Origin of the sequence: Pseudoalteromonas sp. MSK9-3 (assembly GCF_003590335.1) — a bacterium.
In the GTDB taxonomy this organism is placed as follows: Bacteria; Pseudomonadota; Gammaproteobacteria; order Enterobacterales; family Alteromonadaceae; genus Pseudoalteromonas.
Map to the genome: position 1 here is coordinate 26,865 of NZ_MIET01000006.1, position 23,364 is coordinate 50,228.

At 39.8% G+C, this 23,364-nt stretch carries 19 protein-coding genes; 15 read left to right on the forward strand and 4 right to left on the reverse strand.

Annotation, left to right across the window (positions count from 1 at the left end; all coding sequences use genetic code 11):
- The first annotated feature begins 17 nt into the window (after positions 1–17).
- From BGP78_RS01245 to BGP78_RS01305, 13 genes are all read left to right on the forward strand, one after another.
- Positions 18–437: a tetratricopeptide repeat protein gene (locus BGP78_RS01245; protein ID WP_119859702.1), complete on the forward strand. Its 420-nt coding sequence runs from the start codon at positions 18–20 to the stop codon at positions 435–437.
- A 442-nt stretch (positions 438–879) separates the two neighbouring features.
- Positions 880–2,001: a serine hydrolase gene (locus BGP78_RS01250; RefSeq protein ID WP_119859703.1), complete on the forward strand. Its 1,122-nt coding sequence runs from the start codon at positions 880–882 to the stop codon at positions 1,999–2,001.
- A gap of 396 nt (positions 2,002–2,397) precedes the next feature.
- Positions 2,398–2,646 carry a hypothetical protein gene (locus tag BGP78_RS01255; RefSeq protein ID WP_119859704.1) on the forward strand — a complete coding sequence of 83 codons (249 nt, stop codon included), beginning with the start codon at positions 2,398–2,400 and terminating at the stop codon, positions 2,644–2,646.
- A 547-nt stretch (positions 2,647–3,193) separates the two neighbouring features.
- Positions 3,194–3,685: a peptide deformylase gene (gene def / locus BGP78_RS01260; RefSeq protein WP_119859705.1), complete on the forward strand. Its 492-nt coding sequence runs from the start codon at positions 3,194–3,196 to the stop codon at positions 3,683–3,685.
- Between the two features lie 360 nt (positions 3,686–4,045).
- Positions 4,046–5,284 carry an MFS transporter gene (locus tag BGP78_RS01265; protein WP_119859706.1) on the forward strand — a complete coding sequence of 413 codons (1,239 nt, stop codon included), beginning with the start codon at positions 4,046–4,048 and terminating at the stop codon, positions 5,282–5,284.
- 178 nt (positions 5,285–5,462) lie between these two features.
- Positions 5,463–6,143, forward strand: coding sequence for a translesion DNA synthesis-associated protein ImuA (gene imuA, locus BGP78_RS01270; protein WP_119859707.1), 681 nt, complete (start codon positions 5,463–5,465; stop codon positions 6,141–6,143).
- Positions 6,140–7,540, forward strand: coding sequence for a DNA polymerase Y family protein (locus BGP78_RS01275; RefSeq protein ID WP_182912193.1), 1,401 nt, complete (start codon positions 6,140–6,142; stop codon positions 7,538–7,540). The genes imuA and BGP78_RS01275 overlap by 4 nt, the downstream gene beginning before the upstream one ends.
- Positions 7,540–10,608: an error-prone DNA polymerase gene (locus tag BGP78_RS01280; protein WP_119859709.1), complete on the forward strand. Its 3,069-nt coding sequence runs from the start codon at positions 7,540–7,542 to the stop codon at positions 10,606–10,608. The genes BGP78_RS01275 and BGP78_RS01280 overlap by 1 nt, the downstream gene beginning before the upstream one ends.
- A 110-nt stretch (positions 10,609–10,718) precedes the next feature.
- Positions 10,719–12,014 (forward strand): class I SAM-dependent methyltransferase, encoded by a 1,296-nt coding sequence (locus BGP78_RS01285; RefSeq protein WP_119859710.1) that lies wholly within the window; start codon positions 10,719–10,721, stop codon positions 12,012–12,014.
- A 252-nt stretch (positions 12,015–12,266) separates the two neighbouring features.
- Positions 12,267–12,701 carry a carboxymuconolactone decarboxylase family protein gene (locus BGP78_RS01290; protein WP_119859711.1) on the forward strand — a complete coding sequence of 145 codons (435 nt, stop codon included), beginning with the start codon at positions 12,267–12,269 and terminating at the stop codon, positions 12,699–12,701.
- 20 nt (positions 12,702–12,721) lie between these two features.
- Positions 12,722–13,507, forward strand: a complete 786-nt coding sequence (locus BGP78_RS01295; protein ID WP_119859712.1) for a helix-turn-helix domain-containing protein — start codon at positions 12,722–12,724, stop codon at positions 13,505–13,507.
- Positions 13,508–13,658: 151 nt separating this feature from the next.
- Positions 13,659–13,844, forward strand: coding sequence for a hypothetical protein (locus BGP78_RS01300; protein ID WP_119859713.1), 186 nt, complete (start codon positions 13,659–13,661; stop codon positions 13,842–13,844).
- Positions 13,841–14,569 carry a hypothetical protein gene (locus BGP78_RS01305; RefSeq protein ID WP_119859714.1) on the forward strand — a complete coding sequence of 243 codons (729 nt, stop codon included), beginning with the start codon at positions 13,841–13,843 and terminating at the stop codon, positions 14,567–14,569. Before BGP78_RS01300 ends, BGP78_RS01305 begins: the two co-directional genes overlap by 4 nt.
- Before the next feature lie 249 nt (positions 14,570–14,818).
- Here the strand turns inward: BGP78_RS01305 and BGP78_RS01310 are convergent, their stop codons facing one another.
- From BGP78_RS01310 to BGP78_RS01320, 3 genes are all read right to left on the reverse strand, one after another.
- Positions 14,819–15,010, reverse strand: coding sequence for a hypothetical protein (locus BGP78_RS01310; protein WP_119859715.1), 192 nt, complete (start codon positions 15,008–15,010; stop codon positions 14,819–14,821).
- Positions 15,011–15,175: 165 nt separating this feature from the next.
- Positions 15,176–16,606: an FAD-dependent oxidoreductase gene (locus tag BGP78_RS01315; protein WP_182912194.1), complete on the reverse strand. Its 1,431-nt coding sequence runs from the start codon at positions 16,604–16,606 to the stop codon at positions 15,176–15,178.
- Positions 16,607–16,920: 314 nt separating this feature from the next.
- Positions 16,921–18,141: a glycoside hydrolase family 18 protein gene (locus BGP78_RS01320; protein WP_119859717.1), complete on the reverse strand. Its 1,221-nt coding sequence runs from the start codon at positions 18,139–18,141 to the stop codon at positions 16,921–16,923.
- 496 nt (positions 18,142–18,637) lie between these two features.
- Here BGP78_RS01320 and BGP78_RS01325 point away from each other — a divergent pair, with 496 nt between their 5' ends.
- Both BGP78_RS01325 and BGP78_RS01330 read left to right on the forward strand, forming a co-directional pair.
- Positions 18,638–20,554 carry a S8 family serine peptidase gene (locus tag BGP78_RS01325; protein WP_119859718.1) on the forward strand — a complete coding sequence of 639 codons (1,917 nt, stop codon included), beginning with the start codon at positions 18,638–18,640 and terminating at the stop codon, positions 20,552–20,554.
- 360 nt (positions 20,555–20,914) lie between these two features.
- Entirely contained in the window at positions 20,915–21,433 is a 519-nt protein-coding gene (locus tag BGP78_RS01330) for a GNAT family N-acetyltransferase (RefSeq protein ID WP_119859719.1), read from the forward strand.
- A gap of 60 nt (positions 21,434–21,493) precedes the next feature.
- Here the strand turns inward: BGP78_RS01330 and BGP78_RS01335 are convergent, their stop codons facing one another.
- Positions 21,494–22,966, reverse strand: a complete 1,473-nt coding sequence (locus BGP78_RS01335; RefSeq protein WP_119859720.1) for a flavin monoamine oxidase family protein — start codon at positions 22,964–22,966, stop codon at positions 21,494–21,496.
- Between the last annotated feature and the right edge of the window lie 398 nt (positions 22,967–23,364).

The following is a 23,364-nucleotide window of genomic DNA, read 5'->3' on the forward strand; positions in this document are numbered from 1 at the left end:
AACACAAGGCTAAAAATATGAACACCAAGCTATATAAATCTGTATTGGCACTGACCGATGATTTGATGGCAGCTGCACAGGCGCAAAACCAGCAAAGGTTTGACGAACACTATGCGCAATTAAAACTCTTGTGTGAGAGCAACGAAGGCTCAGATAAAGACCATCCTGTGCAATGGGAAACATTGGCTGATTTTACCGATGACTTGGTCCTTGCAGTCACACTGTATGAACATGCTCTTGTAAAGGCACAAGCAATTAACTCGAAAGATTTTTGTTCATCAATTGGTTACTCTATCGGTGCATTAAAAGTGGAATTAGGTGATAAAGAGGGGGCCATCGCTGCATTAGAGCAAGCCAAAATAGCATGTAATAAAATTATTGATAAGCAATTAAAAGCAGAGATCCATGACTTGCTTACTGAATTGAAAAGTAAATAGCCTAGAGTAGCCATCACATTTTGATGTTTTTAAAATGAGTGCTCTGTGTTTAGAACACTCTTATAGTATTTTAGCAAGCTCTAGATTCTAGATTGGCAGTACATTCAAGATCTTTTGTAAAAGCAGGCTAATATGTTCTACCCCGGTAGCTAGGGTCGCTGCTATCTGCATGAGTTCTGCCAGCAATGTCAGCCGTCATATTTGATGGGGTTTTAGCCGCGTCTTGACTTAAAGTTTTTATTTTTTAGTAACATTTAATTATCTCCCTGATTTAGTTACCGTTCTAAGCTATCCACTTTATTTATTTATTTATTTTATTTTATTTTTATTAATAATAACTAAATTATTTTCGGTAATGATTAAGTTTGGTTTTTGGTGGTTACCATGTTTAAGAGAACACGATAAACTATGTGAAGGGTTTGTGTTGAGGTGAATTGAGATAATGAAAGTATGGTTAGTATCAATACTGCTATTATGCGCTTGTAAATATGTATACGCCTTACCTAAAGGGGAGGGGTATTTTAAAGAGTATATTGAAGAGACAGGTTTCTCTGGTATTTTGTTTGCAGCGCATAATGAGAAAATTATTTATAATATGTCATATGGGTTAGCAAATAGAGAGCAGAAGATTAATTTCAATGCTAACTCTGTATTTCATATAGGCTCAATTACAAAACAATTCATTACTGCGGCAATACTGAGGCTTTCTGAGCAGCAGAAATTACGACTTGATGATACATTACCGCTTTATTTTACGCATGTACCGGCTGATAAACGTGCTATCACATTACATCAACTATTAACGCACTCTGCTGGTTTTAGTCATAGTACAGGGCCGGTCTATGAGTTAGTGAATGAACAAGCTTTCATATCGCGCGCGCTTAAGTCTCCACTGCTGTTCAAACCGAGTACACAGCACCATCATTCAAATATAGGATTTGGTCTGTTAGCTTTGATCGTTGAAAAAGTATCTGGTCAAGGTTATGAGGAGTTTGTGAGAGGATCAATACTGCTTCCAGCGGGGCTAAATGAAACGGGTTATCGACTTATTGGCCGTAAAGAAGCTAATTTGGTAATAAACTATGTAAAGACTACTAATATAGTCGAGCAGTTATTTTCATTAACGCCTAGCTATAAAGCATTAGGGCATTCTTTACAGCACTTTTACGAAAGCTTGGGTAAAAGATGGAATGTAGAAGGCTCGTTAGGATATTTATCGACGGTTCATGATATATATCAGTGGTATTTGGCGATCCGATCACAGCAAGTGCTAACACCACACTCATGGTCGTTAATATTAGCTGAGCAGCAATCTGCATCATGGCGCACTGGTGGTGTTCAATATGGCTATGGCTGGATGGCAGAGAAAGCGCCTAACGGTGAACCGCGCTTATTTCATAGAAGTATATCTGAAGAGACATTTGCGATGCTCAGTTACTATCCTGAGAGTGATGTCTATATATTTGTTGTCGCTAATTATCGTGATAAGCAATTAGAGGAAATAGCTTCGGCATTTAACGAAGCTATATTAGAAACCGTAAAGATCAGTAATAAGAGTAACTGAATCATTAAAAAATTGCTCAGACAAGTGCGATTAGCATTTTAAGCTAGAAAGGACGTCTGGCATTTATGCTATTAAACTGGCGAACTTTAAGCTGCTGTTCCATTAATTTTATCACTTTGAGCCAAAGTACGATTGCACTGTGACCAATTCCTAATTCTTTTTTCATTTAATAAATGGATTAAAGCGTTTAATTTTCTGATCGCATTAAACTGTAAAGCTTAATGATTTAGAAAGTAATCTAAAGCAATTAACGCCTCTTTACACTAAAAATTAAGGGTTGTTTTAATGACTGTTGTTAATTTCTAATTTATTTATTGTGATTTTTCTTGTTGATCTTCGTGTTTTATTTATGTTATTTTTTGTTTTTGTATTATTAATAGGTAAAAGGAGTTTTTAATGAGGTTAATATTATTATCAGTTGCGGCATTAACGATGTTTTCTGCAAGTGCTCAAGTAGAGGTTGCACCAACATTTAAAGCCGAACCAAAAGGGTTCACAAAATATTATTTTGTTTGTAGAAAAAGTGGATCAACACTTTACCAAGGCATCCTCTTTAACCGAAGGGATCTGCCCCCAGAGCAAAGTAACTGTATGTCGGAGGGAGGTCAGCTATATTGGTCTACAACAGGTTACCCTTGGTCATAGCCTAATTACTCGCCTCGATTAAACAGCTGTTGGAAGAATATGTTTAATCGGTAGAGAACTGAGCTCTTTAGTTATAAGAGTTCAGTTATTTATTGTGACTATGAATTTAGAATGATTTTAAATATTGTATAATTTAATTAACTCCCTTCTCTCCCTGCTTATAGTTAGACATTATTTAACGTTTTTTAGATTGCTATCTAATGTTCTAGCGAAAAGATCTACGTTTTAAAAAGTGACTATTAATCTTGTCATTATGTAAGGTCGTTTGAAACTGCGCTATCGCATAAATGAAGCATGATTGTACTGTGATAAATTCCTCATTTACTTCTTCGTATCAAAACATGGGTAAGGTATTGAATGATTTTAGTTAAAAGTAATTAAATTCAAGGGTTTAGAAGGTTCCCCTTCGGTTTTATTGTAAGCTTATCTTTTTATTTTAAATACGATAGAATGTGTTCATTGTAAATCGTTAAAAATACACGGTTGATTCTGTGATAAGTTCGTCACTTTGAACTGTGTATCTGCAAGTAAAAAATACTGAGGTAAAATGGCCGTTTTAGAGATCCTTAAAGCACCTAATGAGAAGTTAAAAATCCCCGCAACCCCTGTCACTGATGTGAGCTCTGTACAGCAGCTCATTGATGATATGTTAGAGACGATGTATGCAACCGATGATGGTATTGGGCTTGCGTCTACACAAGTCGGCCGTAAAGAAGCCATCATCATCATTGATATCTCAGAGGAAAGAGATACACCACTGATTTTGATAAACCCTGAAGTGGTTGCAGGTGAAAATGTTGAAAAAGGTCAAGAGGGGTGTTTATCTGTCCCGGGCTATTATGCTGATGTAGAGCGTTTTACTAAAGTAACGGTGACTGGGCTAGACAGAGAGGGCAATGCTGTAACGATCGAAAATGATGAGTTTTTGGCAATTGTCTTACAGCATGAAATAGATCATTTGAAAGGCAAATTGTTTATTGATTACTTATCGCCACTAAAACAAAAAATAGCACTTAAAAAAGTGAAAAAATGGTCGTAATAAGCCAGAGAAAGCCAGAATAGACTACGGTGTAATACAGAGTCATATTCCTTGAAAAGGCAGCTATGTAATGAGCTGCCTTTTTTGTGCCTGTGATTTACACTGACTTCATGAAAATGTTTTTATCTTCATTTGCATTCAGCAGTGCCGGCTTCGGGGCAATACTATGGGGTAAAGCGAAGTAAAGTAAGTTACCGATATGTGATTTTGTACAAGGTTAAAAGAGAGAATGAATATTTTGAAGTCGTGCTGATAATTATATGACGGGCTATCAAATAAATATTATATTTTCCTTTACCTAAACTTAACTTGAGGTTTTAAGCTCTTTCACTAAATAATTCGAACAACAGAGGATATATCATGGATAGAGGCAATGTGATCGCGCAATTAGGTAATTTTACACCCTTAGTTTGGGTGATGTTATTGGGTAACTTTTTTGTACGGGCGACCTACTACATGGTTTGGCCTTTCTTATCTGTTTTGCTTTATCAAAAGTATGACTTAAGTGCCACCGAAGTTGGGTTATTACTGACTACATCAGCGGTTGTATCTGTTTTATTTGGTTTTTATACCGGTAATTTGGCAGACCGTTATGGCCGCTTTAAATTACTGTATGTTGCGGTACTGGTAGGTGTATTTGCATTTAGTGCACTGGCATTTGCAGACTCACTGTGGTCTTTCTGTTTTGCGGTATTTTTAGCAACAATGCCTCGCTCTTTGTGGGATGCACCAAGCAAAGCGGTATTAAGTGACGAACTAAAAGATGATAAAGACCGAGAGCTCGCGTTACACATGTTGTATTTTTTGGTCAACGTAGGAGCCGCTTTGGGGCCATTGTATGGCTTGTGGGCAGGTTTAAACGGGGAGCAATTTAGTTTTATTTACACTGCTATATCTTACTTAGGTTTATGTATTGCATTGCTACTTATGCACCGTAGTAGAGCTGCCAATATTGCTGAAGTAAGCAGTAGCGCGACGCCACCTAATTTTTTCAGCTGGTTAGGCATATTAAAAAAAGACACCGCTTTTTTGTTAGTATTGGCAGCAAACTTACTGATCTACTTTGTATTTGCACAAGGGGACTCCAGTTTAATTCAGTATTTAGCACGCGCAGAAGTACCTGAGCTTGCGACGCTTGTGTCTTTGCTTATTGTGACTAATTCCGCAGTTATTGTGTTATTTCAATTTCCTTTACTTCATGTCATGCGTCATTGGTCAATTCAAACGCGCTTATATTGTGGTGGTGCAATTTTAGTAGTGTCACAAATATTAATGGCGTTAAATCCCGTTGATTATTTTACCGGTTGGATTGTGTGTGTATTCGTATTGAGTGTGAGTGAAGCGATTCTGTTTTCTAACATTAATGTACATATTGATAGGCTTGCTCCTGAACATTTGAAAGCAAGCTACTTTGGGGCGGCTGGTTTATGCTCGCTAGGGTTTGCCTTAGCGCCCTTACTTGGGGGAGTCCTATTAGATGTGGGCAGTGGCCCAGTTTTATTTATAGTTACTTCAGTGATCAGTATGGCGGCACTGTTGATTTATCATATCGCACAGAGCACGCCTCGGAATCATACGACGTGTGCTATTCATTCTTAAGGTATGTGAGTGTGAGGGCTATTATCCGCAAATGGCTCTCACTCGCTCATAATCAGTAAGTTACACTTTACCGTCATACATTTATTGAAATAAGAGGTTTGCTGGAGTGCAGCAAACCTTGCAGATCCGTTGTGATTATTTATACTGTATATGTGTACAGTATTTTTTGAAGCAATGTATGAGCGACTTGATTGACCTATTACAATGCCAACAGTTGGTGTGGCATGGCAACGAACAGTTAAGCAATGTTGAGCGTGTCAGTACGGGAATAAAAACATTTGATGAGTATTTGCAAGGTGGGCTCCCCAAGCATGGTGTAATTGATATACAAGCACCACACGGTATTGGAGAGATACGAGTCTTATTGCCGTATTTAAAACAACAAGAGCGGTTAACGGTATTTATTAATCCGCCGGGTTACGTTAATGGGCATGGATTATTTCACTTAGGATTTGATACGACTCGATTACTTGTTGTTCACCCGTCTAATGACATAGACGCTTTATGGAGCGCAGAGCAGTGCCTTAAAAGTGGAGCCTGTAGCAGTGTAATACTTTGGCAAGATAGGCTCGCAATACATCAAATTAAACGTTTGCAATTGGCTGCAGAGCAAGGAGGGGCTTTGCAATTTATGATGCGTAATAATACAAGCTCGCATTTATCTTTACCTGTGTCTTTATGCTTAAAGTTCGCTGCGCATAATAAAGGGTTAGAGGTTTCTATTAATAAGCAAAAAGGCGGTTGGTCGAAGTCGCGTTTTGTTTTAATGCTAGAAAGTTATTGGCCTGAACTATATCAACCACCTAAAGCAGACAAGGTGATCTCGTTATCAGAGCATCGAAAGTGGGTATCACCGTGACTTTGTGGATATATTTACATTTTACGCAGTTACAACTGGATAGTACTTTTTGTGAAGCAAGTGAGCAGCCAGTTGTTATTGTCGATGCAAGTGATAACCGCATTATTCAAGTGTGCAATAAAGCGCGTGCTCAGGGAGTTGATGTTGGATTAGGGTTAGGTGCTGCAGCGGCATTATGTCAGCATTTACAAGTGCAGCCATACGACTGTATGTTTGAAAAAAACAAGCTAAAAGAGATTGCCCACAGTTTATATCAAGTCACTTGTGATATTAGCCTTGTGTCGCATAATGGCATATTACTGAGAGTGAGTAATATGCTGAATTTGTATCAAGGACTAGAAGCATATTGGCAGTGTATTCAAGCGGTTTTACAGCGTTTGAAGGTATGTTACAGCTATGCTAGCGGTTATTCACCTTTAGCAGCACGTTTACTGGCAAAAAATAAAGTTAATTTGATCACAGACGATAGCAGTATGCTGTTGCATCAAGTAAAGTCACACGCATTATATGAAAGTGATTTACCTTCTACAATCAGCGAGCAGTTAACGAGAGTCGGTGTTCATACGTTCGAAGCATTGCTCAACATCCCTATGGCACAATTAGCAAAACGGTTTGATGCTCAGCTGGTGCATTATGTTGGCCGCTTACTAGGGCAGTTTAAAGAGCCCGTTAACTTCTATCAGCCTCCAGAGTCTTTTTCACGTTATGTAGAGTTGCTTTTTGAAGCTGAAAACACTGCGTGGTTAAGTAAACCATTACATACATTACTGCATCAATTAGAAGACTTTTTATTAGGTCGTGAAAAAGTAGCATATCAACTTACGATTGAACTGCAGCACAGAGATAAGACCCCAGCCATATTACATGTTTATGCAAAAGAGGGAGAGTATAGGGCTGAAAAGTGGCTAATGCTGTGTGAGTTCGTGTTTTCAAATCATCAACTGACTGCGCCTGTTCAGGGGATCACCTTAAGTGCTCAGCGTATCGCAGAGCGTCAAAGTGGGTGCGGTGATTTGTTCGAGAAACAGCACAAAGGTGGTTCAGCTGCATCATTGATTTCTATTTTGCAAGCAAAGTTAGGGGGCGACGCAATACAAGGTGTAGAAGTTTATGCTGATCACCGGCCTGAAAAGGCAAGTGGCTTTATAGAGCCATTATGCCATGGTAACGACGTACCACGGGAGCCTTCATTAGTCAGACCGACAATGTTGTTAAATCCTGAGCCCTTGAACAGTAAAATACATATTCAACAAGGACCGGAGCGAATATCTACAGGCTGGTGGGATGCACAACCTATTATCAGAGATTATTTTGTGGTTAAAGAACAAAGCGGGCGTTGGTTATGGGTGTTTAGAGATCCAACCCAGAACTGGTATATACACGGTGTGTTTCATTGATGCGTTACGCTGAATTATTCTGCCAGAGCAACTTTTCATTTTTACAAGGGGCTTCACACCCAGAGGAGTTGGTTAAGCAGGCTGACTTTTTAGGGTATGAAGCGATCGCCATATGTGATGAATGCTCAGTGGCTGGAGTCGTTAGGGCGCATACTGCGATAAAAAAGCATCAGCTGGGCGTTAAGTTGATCATGGGGAGTTTACTGTGTTTTCAAGACTTAAAAGTGGTGGTGATCTGTCCTGATCGGCAAGCGTACTCAGAGTTATGTCGAGTGATAAGTAATGCACGTAAACGCAGCGAAAAAGGCCAATATGAATTAGCGCTATGGGATTTGATGTCGATAAAACACGGTATTGTTATTTGGTTACCCAGTTTTTCTAAGCGAGATCATCATTGGGCAAAGTGGCTACAACAACACTATGGCGAACGTTTATGGATTGGTGTACAGCGGCACTTGTTACACAATGATGATGCGTATTTAGCCCACTGTGAACGATTAAGCGAGCACTATTCATTACCAATGAGTGCATGTGGGGGCGTATTAATGCACAGCGCGACACGGCAACGACTGCAACATGTTTTAAGTGCAATAAAGCGCGGCACATCCGTTAAAAAAATGGGGGCTGCATTATTGTGTAACACAGAGCGTTCTTTGAGAAGTCGAGCAAAGCTCACTAGGTTATTTAAAGCGCAGTGGATAGAAAACACCCTGGTTATAGCACAGCGCTGCGAATTCTCTCTTGATACATTACGTTATGAGTATCCAAGTGAGTTGGTACCAGAGTCAGAAACTGCAATTGGATATTTACGATTTTTGGTTGAAAAAGGTAAACAGTGCCGCTTTCCTGAGGGGGTACCTGAGAACATTGAAAAGATAATTACCAAAGAGTTGAGCCTAATTGATTCGCTTAATTATGCGCACTTTTTTCTGACTATTCATGATGTTGTTATGTTCGCTAAACAACAAGGTATTTTATATCAAGGGCGAGGGTCGGCCGCTAATTCTGTTGTATGCTATTGCTTAGAAATTACTTCCGTAGACCCTCGACAAATCTCGGTACTGTTTGAGCGCTTTATTAGTAAAGAGAGAAATGAGCCACCAGATATTGATGTGGATTTCGAACATGAACGCAGAGAAGAGGTGATCCAATATATTTATAAAAAGTATGGTCGTGAACGCGCTGCATTAGCAGCAACTGTTGTGAGTTATCGCTTTAAAAGTGCGGTACGCGATGTGGGTAAGGCATTAGGCATAGATGCGACCCAGTTAGAGTATTTTATAAAAAATATAAACCGGCGTGATAGGCAACAGCATTGGCAAACACAAATTGTGGAGTTAGGTTTAGATCCGAATGGATCACAAGGTCAGCTCTTTATTGAGCTAGTTGATGAGATAATTGGTTTTCCTAGGCACTTATCACAACATGTGGGTGGCTTTGTGATTTCAGCTGGGCCTTTATATGAGCTTGTGCCTGTAGAAAACGCCAGTATGGCTGAACGCAGCGTGATTCAATGGGATAAAGATGATTTAGAAAGCTTGTCATTACTAAAAGTAGACATATTAGCATTAGGGATGCTTAGCGCAATTCGTAAAGCTTTTCAGCAAATAGCGTTGCATGTAGGGCATCGCTGGGAAATTGCAGATATAACACGTTTGCAAGACGATGCTCAAGTATATGGTATGTTGCAAAATGCAGATACTGTTGGGGTTTTTCAGGTTGAGTCACGTGCACAAATGAGTATGTTGCCGCGTTTAAAACCAGCTTGTTATTATGACCTTGTGATCCAGATTGCCATTGTACGACCTGGGCCTATTCAAGGCGACATGGTGCATCCTTTTTTAAAACGCCGTAATGGTCAAGAGCCAGTCACTTACCCTTCAAAAGCAGTAGAAGAAGTACTGTCTCGGACGATGGGTGTACCCATATTTCAAGAACAAGTGATTAAATTAGCGATGGTTGCTGCAGGGTTTAGCGGAGGAGAGGCGGATCAATTACGCCGTGCTATGGCCGCATGGAAAAAGTCTGGTGAACTTATGCAATTTAAAAATAAATTGATCACAGGGATGCAGAAGAGAGGGTATAGCACGGCATATGCAGAACAAATTTTTGCGCAAATATGTGGCTTTGGTGAATATGGTTTTCCGGAAAGTCATTCAGCCTCCTTTGCGGTATTAGCCTATGTTTCTGCTTGGTTAAAGTACTATTACCCGGCTTTTTTTTATTGCTCACTGTTAAATAGCTTACCAATGGGGTTTTATAGTGCGTCACAGCTATGCCAAGATGCTAAGCGCCATCATGTCATTATATTACCAATCTGTATTAATCACTCAAATTACGACCACAGTGTTTGTGAAAGTAAAGGGCAGTATGTGATCCGGTTAGGGTTAAGATTAATAAAGGGTCTGAGAGCTAATATTGCACACGCACTCATTATTCAGAGGCCTCAAGGTGGATATACCAGTTGTGCACAGCTACAAAACTTAGGGCATGGACAAAGTGCAATAGCAGCTTTGGCATCAGCAAATGCGCTGCATGCATTTACTGATGGCCGTTATAGTGCTCGCTGGGAAATTATGAATAAAGAAACGGAACTGCCATTATTTAAAAACATAGAAAACAATAATGTGTCAGACAATGTACAAAAATCACTTATAGCGCCGGTAGGAGAGGCAACTGAAATTGATGATTTAGTGGAAGATTATCAAGCTATTGGTCTCACATTAAATAAGCACCTTATCTCATTGTTGGATGAATCAGGGCGATTACCCCGCTTTACCCGAGCGCGCGATTTGATTCATTTACAGCACAAATCTTGGGTAAAAGTGATTGGTCTTGTAACGGGTAAACAGTCACCAGGTACCGCCAAAGGGGTGACTTTTTTTACCTTAGAAGATGATAGTGGCAATATTAATGTAGTGATATGGTCAGGCACTGCCAGAGCACAAAAACAGGCTTATTTGAGTGCTAAGCTGTTAGAAGTACAGGGGACAGTTGAAAAAGAAGGCGAAGTTATTCATGTAATTGCTGGTCGTTTGACCAATCTGAGTGAGCTTTTAAATCGCTAGAGTGCTTATTATACTATTTAGCCCTGTGTAAGCGACTGTAATAGCTATTGTTGCATATTTTGATAGATTAAATCTTTATATAAGAATTGCGTATATTGGAAAGGATGAGTATGGAAAACGTTAGCCTTGGTAAATATAAAACTGCCGTAACTCAGTTACTGAATGAAGCGCCCTGCGCGGGCACAATGGCCCCTTATATTAACGATCTATTGAATTACTTATCGGATAAAACAGGGGTTTGTGCTGATTATGACATGAATGACTGGGACGATGCGAAAACGGCAAAAGGGGTGGCGATTTCACCTGTGCAAGCAGCGAAGTGTTTACAAGAAACGCTACGTAGTCAAAAGTTTATGCAAGGGGTAAAGCGAGCGATTGAAGATAGGTTAAATTGCAGTGATGATAACATCCATGTGCTTTACGCTGGCACTGGACCATATGCTACCTTGTTGCTGCCATTACTTTGCGTATTAAAATTAGACAGAGTCAAAGCCACGCTGATTGATATTCACCCAGAGAATATTGACGCGGTAAAAACGTTAATTAATCACTTTGATGTAACCAATAATATTACAGACGTTGTGTGTGCCGATGCCACACAGTGGCAAGCCACAGAGCCTCAAGTATTTGATATTATTATTTCTGAAACGATGACCGCATTATTAAAACGAGAGCCTCAAGTCTTTATTTTTGCGCATTTATCTCAATATTTAAAACCCTCAGGTGTCCTGATCCCTGAAGAGGTGTCTTTAAAATCTTGGCTAGTTAACCAAGCAGAGACAGACCATTTATTGGGTGAGTTTTTTAAATTGGATATAAACCAATCGCGTGCGTTGCATGAGGGCGACACCAGCGCCTTTTCAGGGGCGCAGCTTATACCTGAGGGATTCGAAACGGGCTATCGCTTTAAGCTCACCACAGACATTAAAGTGTATGATTCAATCTACCTTACAGAGAGAGAATGTAGCTTAAATATTCCTCTGACCTTTTTACCACATAAAGCAGTATTAAAGGGGGGGGAGACAGTAAGCTTTGAGTACGTCAACCCGCAAAGTGCCGACTTTATATTTACATTCCCAAGTGACGATAAGCCTAAAACTGAATTAGAGCTATCTAGCTATGATGTAGAAATGGGGAATGGTTTAAAGCTTATCAAGCGTGTGTATGAGCGTGCACAAATGAATAAAAATGGTTCAAAACATGCTATACCAGAACAAGAATGGCAAGCGCAGGTGAAATTGTTTGAGTTATTGGGGATTTCTATCCATAGGGGAGTTGAAGCATTATATGAACATGAGTCATTTGCTTTGTTCGAAAGTTGGCTCACTGCGCAGTATGATGCGTTAAATAAACCGCCAGCAATAGAGGCAGTAAACGACCAAGTGATGCGTTGCTTAGCAGAGTGATACTTTTACCAAGGTATGTTGGCTTGCTTAGGCTCAGAGTAACTTTCTAAGTAATGTACTGGACCATGATGCCAGCCCTTCGAGTATGAGCTTCGTAGGGCTGAATGAACGTCCAGCGTAAATTTTAATTTATCGTTCATATTTGTCTTTGCAATTCATCTTAGTATTGTCGTTACTGTCTATGTCGATTTTATTCAATACGTTTAGATAGCGTGCGGGTTACTTTATGGCTTTAACCATAAGGACAATAAAATGAATTCGATAAATTACCATCAGTTGGCCCCAAACGCGTTAAATATTCTCTTGCAGCAAGAGGCGTATTTAAAAAGTGCATTCAATGATTCACAATGGCTTAGCCTAACATTATGGGATTTGGTCAAAATGAGAGTGTCACAAATGAATCGTTGCGCATATTGTATTGAGATGCACAGTCAAAGTGCATTAGCACAAGGAGAGTCTGTAGAGCGCCTACTTGCTTTGAATGCCTGGCAAAATTCTTCATTATTTACTAAAAGTGAAAAAGCGATACTCCATTGGGCTGAACGTATAACAAATAATGCAGAGGTAGGCAGTGAGGAATTATCAGAATTACGAGAGCACCTTGATGAGCGTTCAATATGTGACTTAACCTTTGCTATTAATGCGATTAATAGTTGGAATAGGGTTGCAAGGGCCTTCAACCCCTAAATTAGGATGGTAAAGACACAATGAAAATGTTGGTGCAACATAGTGATGGCTTAGATTTACAGGTCTACTTTCCACAAGGAATATTAGCAAAGTATGTGCAAGGTATTTGGATTGCTGCACATCAAGGTGTTGATACCAACAATGTTACACGGTATTTAAAAGCAAATGGATGTAACGCTATTACGTTTTGTTTAAAAGGCCATATCGCATTTGATTCTGTAAAATATGCACAGGGTGTTTATTTACAGCCCGCCACTCTTCAGGCAAAAGGAATGACTTTTACTTCAAACACGCTTGCAGTAGGGGTTTGTTTACAACCCGGTGCTATGTCACTGTTTTCACCGTTACCTAACGAAGTAACGTGCGCAGGTAAAACACAAGATGATAAGACCCCCAATTTGAGAGTCTGCTTTGATATGCTACAAACTGTGCATACCCCTTACGCGTTATTAACGTGTTTATATAGGTATTTTATGTCTATTTTTGCACAGACGGCTGATTTTAATCCCACTTTGTTACGTGTGCTGCCATATTTTAGTGAGCCTAAATCATTGCAGAGTATTGCAGCTGGGTTACCTGTTGGGCAACGTCAACTTGAAAGGGTTTTTAAGCAAGCAATGGGGATCACCGCTAAACAATATCAGCGTATAGTACGGGTAAATAAAGCGGTACAATACTTGAGATGTAATCCCTCTGCCAATTTAATTGCTGTTGCTTACGAATTTGGCTATTCAGACCAAGCGCATATGACGAGAGAGTTTAAGTCTTTTACACACTACACACCAAGCTATTATATACGTGACTAGCATGTAATTTTCGCTGTTAAAAACTAAACAATACCACTGAAATCGTCAATAAACCTCTCTCGCTGTAATGCTCTGTAATTGCTGATAACGCGTAATGTCTCTAACCTATTTGCATTGAGAGACAAATCGTTAATTATGTTAGGTGATGAGAATGAATATTCACAAAGGATATGTTGATAGTGATGAAACAGAAGGTTATTTCCAGCCCCTTTCCTATTTTATTAGCGAGAAACACGCTGACTCACCGAAGCCAGTAGATGATATAACACGTTTGGGGTCTCTTAAGCTCTTTGAACACATCGTACAAGGCTTGAATTGTCAGGAGGTGAACTCATGATAAGTGTGACGCCTAGCACCTTAGAACTGAATAAAGTCTTTGTCGATGAAAGTTTGATCCGTGCTTGTATGTGCTCGCATGCCCCCCTCAAAAATTGGCTATTACTTGATTTTGATGTTCTGCAGTATCCATTTGCAGAGCTTATGACACAGCGTATTCTAAAGTGCGATAATATCGACAAATACCATGAAGCCATTATTGAACAAAGAGCGCAGTTTGGGATGCCAGAGCAGCTATTTGCACAAGATAATTTGTTCTTTAAAGAGATGATCCAAAACCAAGCTGAGGGTGCTGGTTTAGTGACGTTGTATCAGCGCTTTGTGAATGAGTATTTAGCACATAAAGTCGCACATTCGCTCAATTTTGATACGCGTCCAGATATACGGGTCCATTTACCAACCACTCGGCCAGTCAGTGAGTTTCATGATGATTACTCAATGACGCATAATTTCGAAGAAATTAATATGTGGTTGCCCTTGGGTGATACTCAAGGAACATCAACACTCTGGTTGGAGTCAGATTATGGCACTGGAAAAGCACAGCCAATAGATGTTAAATACGGACAAGTCTTGTTATTTGATGGTGGGATACTGAAACATGGTAGTCGTAAGAATGACTCGAATAACACACGGATCAGTTTGGAAGCAAAGTTGTCTTTAACTGGTTCTACTGAGCGTGCTGATGCCGTCCATTTATTAGATCGGTTTAGTTTCGTACAAGGGTAAATAAGGCTGTGCACAAACATAATATTTGTGCACGGTGTATTTAACCTCAGCTCTGGATAGGCGACTTTGCCCAATAAAGCTATTTTTCTCACTCTCGGCGTTGCTTTCATTTGTAATAGCCCGCTATTACTGCATAAAAGCGCCTTGATATTGAGCAAAATATCATCATTGGATTGTACATAAGTTTGTTTTCAAAACATTTTCTATTCCAAAACCCTTATCCAAACCTGAGGTTATTTAGTTTATTTTTTAATAATACTGATATGAATCACAGTGACATTGCGGATCTGCAATGAGATCATTTTCGGTTAAGGTAAGCTGCTTCTGATTTTGATGGTCATACACTGTTGCAACTTTCAGTATTTCATCAATACCAATTACTTCTACTGGATGGTTGTTATATTCAACCCATTCACCGTTTCTGAGCTCTTTTAAGTTCATTGTGAAGCCTCGCTGTTGTTAATTAAACAAGTATAGTACTGGATGGTGAATACACGAACGAATGAGTGTACATTAGGTGATTTAAATACCTAAATAACAGATATATTAGCTGTGCGGGTACAAATTGAGTTATAAATATCATCTATCTGATGTGATCTAGAGTTGTTAATCAAGGCTCAATAGCTCTAATGCTCGATGTGCAGAAGCTATTGCTCCTTCTTGCCAACCACTTAGATAGGTTGTGTGATCTCCAGCAAAAATATAGGGTCCATCTTGATGAGAAAACTCGACAATGGGTGGGTTAGACGACCAACCTCCTTTTGAAAAAGGTGTGTTTTTCCAAGAACGCGAGCAGGCATTATGCGTGTATTCTGTTGCTTCAGGATGAATATGCTGCATTTGAGTTAGTGCGCTATCGACACGTTCTTGGTTTGACAGGTTGGCAAATCGCTCGCCTGCTGACCCATCAAAAATGTAGCCACCAACCAGTACACCTGATTCTTGACCAAAGCCTGAGGAGGGGTACCATAACTGGGTATTATCAGATCCTAACCATGAAATTCCCCCAAAAATATACTCATGGGTTTCCCAAAATCGCTCGGATTGAAAAGCTATTTTTCCTGCTGAAGTATAATTTGCGTTTTGTATTTCTTGTGCAATAGGTGCCGAGAAATCATGGTCTATATCTTGAAGCACGGTGAGAGGGAGAGTGACAACTATCTGGGCTGCGGTCATTTTTTTTATCACGCCCTGTTTGTTACGAAAAGTCACTTCAGACCCTGATTGGACTCTTTTTATTGAGAGAACTTCACTGTTGTAGCGTATTTTTTTGGGGATATTACGGACAAATCCTTTTACGATACGGTCCATCCCACCTACAGGTTGCAACATGGTCGCCTGCTGATCTTTGGATTGCTCAAAATGTATTCGCCTTGCCCATTTGTCCAGATGTGGTAAAACTTGCGTGAAGTCTTTACTTGGCTGTGCTTGAGGTGGGGTAAATACTCCGGAATTAGCCTCTGCTCCTGCTCGTATTGAGCCTGAAAATTGATAATTACTATCCAAGTCCCCAAAGCTTGTTAGCATTTTAAGCATATGGTCGTTATGTTGTGCTGGTAATAGATGTGATACTAAGTTTTGCTCAATAGCTTGCGCCAGTGTTGATGCAATTAGTCCGCGTTGACTGGTGTAAAGTTCTTTCGATTTTATTGGGGTATTATTGAATGCGCCATCGATAGAGAAAAATGTATTACGGTTGTCATTAATGATTGGCTCTAAAGGGATTGACAACTCTTTACAGTAACGTAATACACGTTCATGGTGGTGCGATATTCTAGCTGGTCCAACATTGAAGTATAAGTGCTTGTCTCTATTAAATTCGCAGTATGATGTTCTATCAAATTCTTCTATTTCGCTCCCATGGCGCAGTGTTTCGTTTCTACCCCCTGGCTTAGAGCGTGCTTCAAGCATTTGGAAGTTAACACCTAACTTACTTAATTCGTATGCTACGCATAACCCTGAAATTCCCGCGCCGAGGATCAATATATCATGGTGTTTGTCAGGGCTATTTATTTGATTATCTCGCCATTCTTGCAAGTTAAAAGGTTCTAGTGTGTCATCTGCGAGTGCTTGGGTTGAAAAAGCACTCGCAAGCGTTGCTGTAATGACTTGTTTAATAAGCTATCTTCTGTTTTTATTCATTCTGTTAAACTCTTTTTTAGAAACAGGTCAATTGGTTAAGTTTTGAATGATGTTGGTAAACTTTATATGGTGGGTAGTCCTGTAAAACGAATATGGATGAGGTGTTACCCATATTTGATTAAGTGCAGTGGGCTGAATAAATAAAGCTAATAAAGAACCTATCAATGACTGCGAAAGTACATTACAGGTTCTTTACGGTAACCAGAATCTTATCGGTTAACTACATAGTTTTTACAAGCCCCTAAATTTGTATATCTATGTTCATGACCTAACGTTTTTGGCGCGACACTATGAAGGGGACCGCCATTAACTTTCCAATTACTTCCTTGATAGCTAATAATATCATGGGTGCTATACACTGCTGGGTAAGGCTGCCACGTTTCAGCACAAGGCTGACATTTTGGTAACTCTTTTGCGATTACATTAAGCAACTTATATTGTTCATCTCTGGCATCTTGATGTAGCTCCCATATGAAAACGCCAGGATAACCATTGTCTGAGACAAACTTTGATTTGGTTTTTATCAGTTCTGGTGTTTCCCAAAAATAGGCATCATTATCAAGAGTATATTGACCTCTGTTGTAATCCACGCCCATGCCTTTGACTAAGTTCTCTACAATGTCGCGGGCAGTGTGGCTAGAAACAGGGCCGTTTTTACTGTCTACGAAGGTTTTATTATAGAAAGGGAGACCTAAGCTTGTTTTAGCCACATCATATTTGCTGATCATACTTTGACTCGCGGGGTTTGGATTAATAAGCCCCGCATGAATATCGTCCCACGCAGCATGATGTTTAATTGGTGAGCCACCCCAGCCACCTGTGTAGTCATAGGCCATAAAACGAATAACATCTGCATACTTATCTAAATCAGGGTGAAAGTTAATTCCTGACCAACCGCCAGCTTGTACATCGACCGTCACTTCAATATTTTCAGGTAAGGCAGCACGCAAGTCTTTTACTAAGGTTAGAAGCATATTACTTTCAATGGGGTTTGGCTGGTTGTAGGTACTCCAGTCCTCCCAATCGACATCTATGCCATCAAGATTGTGTAGTTTTGCGTACTCGACTAGGTTGAACACCAGTTGGCTGCGTGCAGCCTCATCCATAGATAAAAAATCTACACCAGCACCGCCAACGGAGATCATGACTCCCGTATTATTAGCATGAGCATGCTTAACGATATCATCAATATACTTGTCAGCCTCAAGAGTATCTAGGCTACCATCGGGCTGAGGGTAAGCAAAAGCAACGATAATATGCGTCAATTTATCTGTGGCAAGTGCTTGAATATCGAGCTGTCCTCCAGCAGGATAATCCCATGTAGCATAAAAGCCTTCTATTCTTGGACAAGACTGTTCAGCAGCAGCCATAGCAAACAATGGCAGGAAACATAACGCGGACAGATTTGTCAGTAATTTTCTTTTGTTCATTGTATATTCCTTATAATTACATGTTGTATTTTTAACCTCGCTTTCGATGTAACGATTTTATTTAAAATATGTAAAGTGAAATAATGTGAAGTTAATTCAGACTGAGTTTTAGCTCTGTCTTTGTGAAGTATTCTCCAGTAGAGATCGCTGAGTCATACACCGTATCTGAGTAATATCGGGTGGGTATACTTTTTAGTGTTTATTTATAGTTATAAGCAACGGAGTATGTGAAATTACAGTGCGTATAGATAGGTGTTCGGGTTACGTTTTACACTGTTTGTAAAATTAAATATTCTAAGTTGGTACTTTGTTATGAATATGTACTGTGCGAAATTTGCAAACTATAAATTCATAAGTTGTTGTTTTAAATTGTTTAATGTATTTTTATGCTATTTTCATTAACAATTCTTTACATGAAGGATTGTTTTTGAATGTTAATTATTTTGTTTTCTGATACATTTTTTAGCGACAACAATAACAATTAACAGGTTTTAAAATGACTAAGAAACAAAAAAACAACAAAATGATTTTTAGTGCAACGTTACTTTCGTTAGCTGTATCTGCATCACTTCATGCAGCCCCAGAACTTGAAGAGTCGAGTAAATCACCGCTGCCAAAGCGTTATATTGTAAAATATAAAACAGGATCTGCTTCTACGCTGATGACTCAAAGTTCAGAAATGTCACATTTGGCACAATCTAGAATGGTTACTCTTGGTATTAACAATGCTCAGTTTAAACCAAGTTTAAATGCCATTGTTACATCATTAACAAGCTCTCAGTTACAAACCTTGCAAGAAGACACTAATGTTGAGTATGTGGAAGAAGACCTACCTCGACGTCTTATGTCGCAAGAAACACCTTATGGGATCAGCTTAGTTCAAGCAGACCTTGTTGACGACATGGTAGCTTCAGCAGCCAGTGGCGGTAAAAAAATATGTGTCATTGATTCAGGCCTCGACTTACCACATGAGGACATGGGGAGTAATGGTGGAACTATAACAGGAACTAATGACCGAGGTACGGGTAACTGGTTTGAGCATGGAGGCCCTCATGGTACTCACGTCGCAGGAACTATTGCTGCACTGAATAATGGGATCGGGGTTAGAGGTGTTATTGGCACAGATCCATCAATGCATATTATTAAAGTGTTTAATGCGAGTGGCTGGGGTTATTCATCAGAATTAGTTGATGCAGTAAATAAGTGTCAGGCAGCTGGCGCTGATGTTGTGAATATGAGTTTAGGTGGTGCCGGCTCTAGTACAACTGAACGAAATGGTATGCAAGCTGCTGCTGATGCCGGCATGTTATTAATAGCAGCTGCGGGTAATGATGGCGTATTATCAAACCCAACTGATTTAGAGAGTTTCCCTGCATCATACGATTCAGTTATGTCTGTCGGTGGAGTCGATAAAAATAAAGACTTATATACTAGTTCACAAAAAAATGATCAAGTAGAGATTGCGGCCCCAGGTGTTGATGTGCAATCGGCTTATCCTGAAGGTGATGGTTCATTTGTTACTTTAACTGTGAATAGCGTATCTTATGAAACAAATGCCATGGAAAACCAAGGTGTTGTTACCGCACCACTATATGACTTTGCGACGGGCGAAGTGCAAGATACTGGTGCCAGCGGTAAGGTTTGTTTGATCCAACGAGGCGCAATTTCGTTCCATGACAAAGTGAAAAACTGTGAAGATAGCGGCGGTTTAGGTGCGATTATCTACAATAATGCAGCGGGCAGCTTTAGTGGTACATTGGGTGACACGAATCTAACAACTATCCCAGGTTTAACTGTCACTGATGTGGCTGGTGCAGCAATGTTAGCTGATGTAGGTACATCTGCTGCTGTTAATATTAGCCCAGGAAATTATGGAAAAATGACGGGTACGTCAATGGCGTCACCTCATGTTGCGGGCGTTGCAGCATTAGTATGGAGTCACCACCCAAGCTGTACAGCAGAGCAAATTCGTACGGTATTGACTGGAACAGCGGAGGACTTAGGTGCTCCGGGTCGTGATGTACAGTTTGGCCATGGTTTGGTACAAGCAAAAGCAGCGGTAGATTACTTGAACACCAATGGTTGCTCTGGTACACCAGGTGGTTCGTTACCGACGATTGATGAAACTGAAAATAATATTAATGTGTCGCGCCGTAGTTGGGTACGCTATACATTTGACTTAGCTGACGGTTACTCTGATTTTAATGTGGCTATGTCTGGTGGCACAGGTGATGCTGACTTATATGTCACATACGGTAAAGCATCTACGCGTTCACAGTGGGATTGCCGCCCATATGCTGGTGGTAATGTGGAAAACTGTGCGTTCCAAAACCCTCAAGCAGGCACTTGGTACGTTGATGTATATGGTTACAGTACTGCGGCTGGTGTAACTTTAAATGTAACTGCAAAATAATCTTCTTTTGACCCATCCTAGTATGGGTTAGCAGAATAATTTTAAGCCGCGCAACAGCGGCTTTTTTTGTGTTTGGATTAGAGTGTGGTTTAGTGTTGAAACGAATTGCTCTAACAGAATTAGCTATTAATACGGTTGATGGAAGTATCAAAATTTCCCCGTTATGGTGTGATAATGATATATAGCCATTACCAACTTCAGCAGAATTTAAGAGCATTTTCTCTACATATTTTTACAATGTACTTGACTAATAAAAGGCGAATTAAATAGCATCATAAAGGTACAGGAGAGTGGCCTAATACACTAGACTGTCCAAGTCTTGGGCTGAGGCTTATATTTATAGAGGAGATAAGGAAGTACATGAATAGTGACAGGTTACAGCTAAAACCACTAGAACAGTCAGATTGGGCGCTTTTCAAAGAGCTAAACCAATGCCCAATACTGATGAAATATGTAGATGAACCTCGCTCAGAGAGTTTGCTTGAAACGATTTTTGAACGTAGGACTTGTGCCGAAATGAGTGGAAAACAAAGCTGGGATTTTAGTATTAATAACAAACATACGGGCGAAAAGCTTGGCAATATTGGTATTGCGCTTACTGATTTTAATAGTAGTGACGTAGCTGAGACTGGCTTTATGCTAAAAGCGTCTGCGCACGGTAAGGGTTATGCTGCTGAGGCTTTACGCTTAATTGTTGACTATGGTTTTGAAACTTTGAATTTAAAAAAAATCATCGCAATATGTGCAACATCAAATATCGCCTCGTGGAAATTACTTGAGAAAATAGGCTTTCACAGAGAATCGATGTTACCTAAAAACACATCGATTGGTGGGCAATCAGTAGATGACTACGTCTATGTCATTTTGCGCAAAGAGTAAAATAATATGAAAGGATGCGGCTTACTTAATAGTCAATATGCCGCAGCCTTAAGACGAGTTTTATAGATTTAACTCGTTAATTTGTTCAGAGACACGAACGCCACTTCTTACTGCGCCTTCCATAAAACCTAAATAGCGCGTATCGGTGTGTTCACCTGCAAAATAGATGCGTCCAACTGGTTCTTGGAATACGCCCCAGTACTTGGTAATTTGTCCGGGCCCATAGGCTAGAAATCCACCTTGCGTCCACTCATCATTTATCCAGCTATGGACACTTGCTTCCACAAAATACTGCGACGAGTTGGGGTACATTAATTCAATTTCTTCTAATCTTGCATCTATAATGTCTTCATCACTCCAATGTTTTTGGATTTGACTATAGTCACCCGACGTATATGTAATTAAAATCCCGCCTTCGCCGCCTTGGCGCTCGGTTGTTTCCCAAGTCCAACCAGTGGGCAACCCTGTAACTATGGTGTCTCCTCCAAGCCCTTGATTTAACCAAAATCGAGTGTCGTATTTGAGTAATACCTTAGAATGTGAACCATAATTAAGTGCTTGAGCTGCTTCATTTAATTTGTCTGGCAAGGTTGGCGAAAATGTAATTTTATCTAGTACACCTAAAGGTACAGTCACAACAATGACATCTGAGGTGTGTATGTCGCCATTTGCTGTAGTTACCGAGATGACATTCTCAACTTGAGTGATCTGTGTTACTGGTTGCCCCAGAATAATTGTGCCAGTAATATTGTCAGCGAAGGCATCGACCATCGCCTTACCGCCATTTAAGAAGCGAAATGCTTCCACGTCATCTTCGTTAACCGATTCATAGACTTTGGCGTATTGTACAATATGTAATAAAGAGAGGTCACTTGGCTCATCAAATTCACCGCGTACCCATTGTTCTGCCAATAATTTTGCGCTTGGGTTGAGGTGTAATTGATCAATCCAAGTTTGGGTAGTCATTAAGTCATATTCGATGGCTTGCTCTAGTTCTGCTGGTTTATCTGGATCAGGTATCGCTGCGGTTAATAAATCTAGCTCATCGTAAAAACGATAATAGTCATTAACAACACTAGGATCAAAACTATCGTCAAATTCTGTATAGCTTATCAACTTCCTCTTGACATAATATGCGCCAGACTCGGTATCACCAGAGTATCCTGTGTCAGCCAGCTCTACACCAAATTGGTTAGCGTATTGATGTATATGAGTATGCACAGTTTCACCATCAATGAATTCACCGCCAATTTCACCATGTTGGTCACCTATATTAAGTGTTCCAACACGGCCGCCAATATGATCTTTTGCTTCAATCACAGTAACTTGATAGCCTATTTGCTCTAGTTCATAGGCAGCGGTAAGACCTGATAACCCTGCGCCAACGACTATCGCGCTTTTTATAGTTGTCACCGGAACGGGGGCTGTATCTATTACCGTATCATTATTATTTCCACATGCGGTGAGTATTAAACTCATACAGGTTGTAACGACTAACTTAGAAAAGGAGTCCTTCCTTTTAATCTCTTTCATGGTGCCTCATTAAATTTTAATATTAAATGTATAGTAAATGGCCTTTTTTGTTATTTAAAAATACTAATTTAAGGCTATTATCATTATACATGTATTTTATTTTAATTCGGCTGTTTATGTTTTTTAGTGGCCTTGTTGATCAAATAGCTAACTACCAATCAACTTCTCAGTTTTAACTCTGTTGCTGATATTTGGGCATACCTAGCCCAGGGCAAGAGCATGAAAAGACATTATAAATTCAAGACCTTTTCAAGGTAATCTGTACTGCGCATCGCTTTCTTTTGCTTTGCGGGCATACCTTTCTTAAAGCTCGTTTCAGCTTTTAGGTGATTAAAAGCGATATGCCTAAGCCCTGCGAACACTGATGCTGCTCCTTCACGCCTAATTCGGCAATCATC

Coding starts and splice junctions, on each gene's coding strand:
- BGP78_RS01245 (WP_119859702.1), top strand. CDS start 18: ATGAACACCAAGCTATATAAATCTGTATTGGCACTGACCGATGATTTG.
- BGP78_RS01250 (WP_119859703.1), top strand. CDS start 880: ATGAAAGTATGGTTAGTATCAATACTGCTATTATGCGCTTGTAAATAT.
- BGP78_RS01255 (WP_119859704.1), top strand. CDS start 2,398: ATGAGGTTAATATTATTATCAGTTGCGGCATTAACGATGTTTTCTGCA.
- def (WP_119859705.1), top strand. CDS start 3,194: ATGGCCGTTTTAGAGATCCTTAAAGCACCTAATGAGAAGTTAAAAATC.
- BGP78_RS01265 (WP_119859706.1), top strand. CDS start 4,046: ATGGATAGAGGCAATGTGATCGCGCAATTAGGTAATTTTACACCCTTA.
- imuA (WP_119859707.1), top strand. CDS start 5,463: ATGAGCGACTTGATTGACCTATTACAATGCCAACAGTTGGTGTGGCAT.
- BGP78_RS01280 (WP_119859709.1), top strand. CDS start 7,540: ATGCGTTACGCTGAATTATTCTGCCAGAGCAACTTTTCATTTTTACAA.
- BGP78_RS01285 (WP_119859710.1), top strand. CDS start 10,719: ATGGAAAACGTTAGCCTTGGTAAATATAAAACTGCCGTAACTCAGTTA.
- BGP78_RS01290 (WP_119859711.1), top strand. CDS start 12,267: ATGAATTCGATAAATTACCATCAGTTGGCCCCAAACGCGTTAAATATT.
- BGP78_RS01295 (WP_119859712.1), top strand. CDS start 12,722: ATGAAAATGTTGGTGCAACATAGTGATGGCTTAGATTTACAGGTCTAC.
- BGP78_RS01300 (WP_119859713.1), top strand. CDS start 13,659: ATGAATATTCACAAAGGATATGTTGATAGTGATGAAACAGAAGGTTAT.
- BGP78_RS01305 (WP_119859714.1), top strand. CDS start 13,841: ATGATAAGTGTGACGCCTAGCACCTTAGAACTGAATAAAGTCTTTGTC.
- BGP78_RS01310 (WP_119859715.1), bottom strand. CDS start 15,010: ATGAACTTAAAAGAGCTCAGAAACGGTGAATGGGTTGAATATAACAAC.
- BGP78_RS01320 (WP_119859717.1), bottom strand. CDS start 18,141: ATGAACAAAAGAAAATTACTGACAAATCTGTCCGCGTTATGTTTCCTG.
- BGP78_RS01325 (WP_119859718.1), top strand. CDS start 18,638: ATGACTAAGAAACAAAAAAACAACAAAATGATTTTTAGTGCAACGTTA.
- BGP78_RS01330 (WP_119859719.1), top strand. CDS start 20,915: ATGAATAGTGACAGGTTACAGCTAAAACCACTAGAACAGTCAGATTGG.
- BGP78_RS01335 (WP_119859720.1), bottom strand. CDS start 22,966: ATGAAAGAGATTAAAAGGAAGGACTCCTTTTCTAAGTTAGTCGTTACA.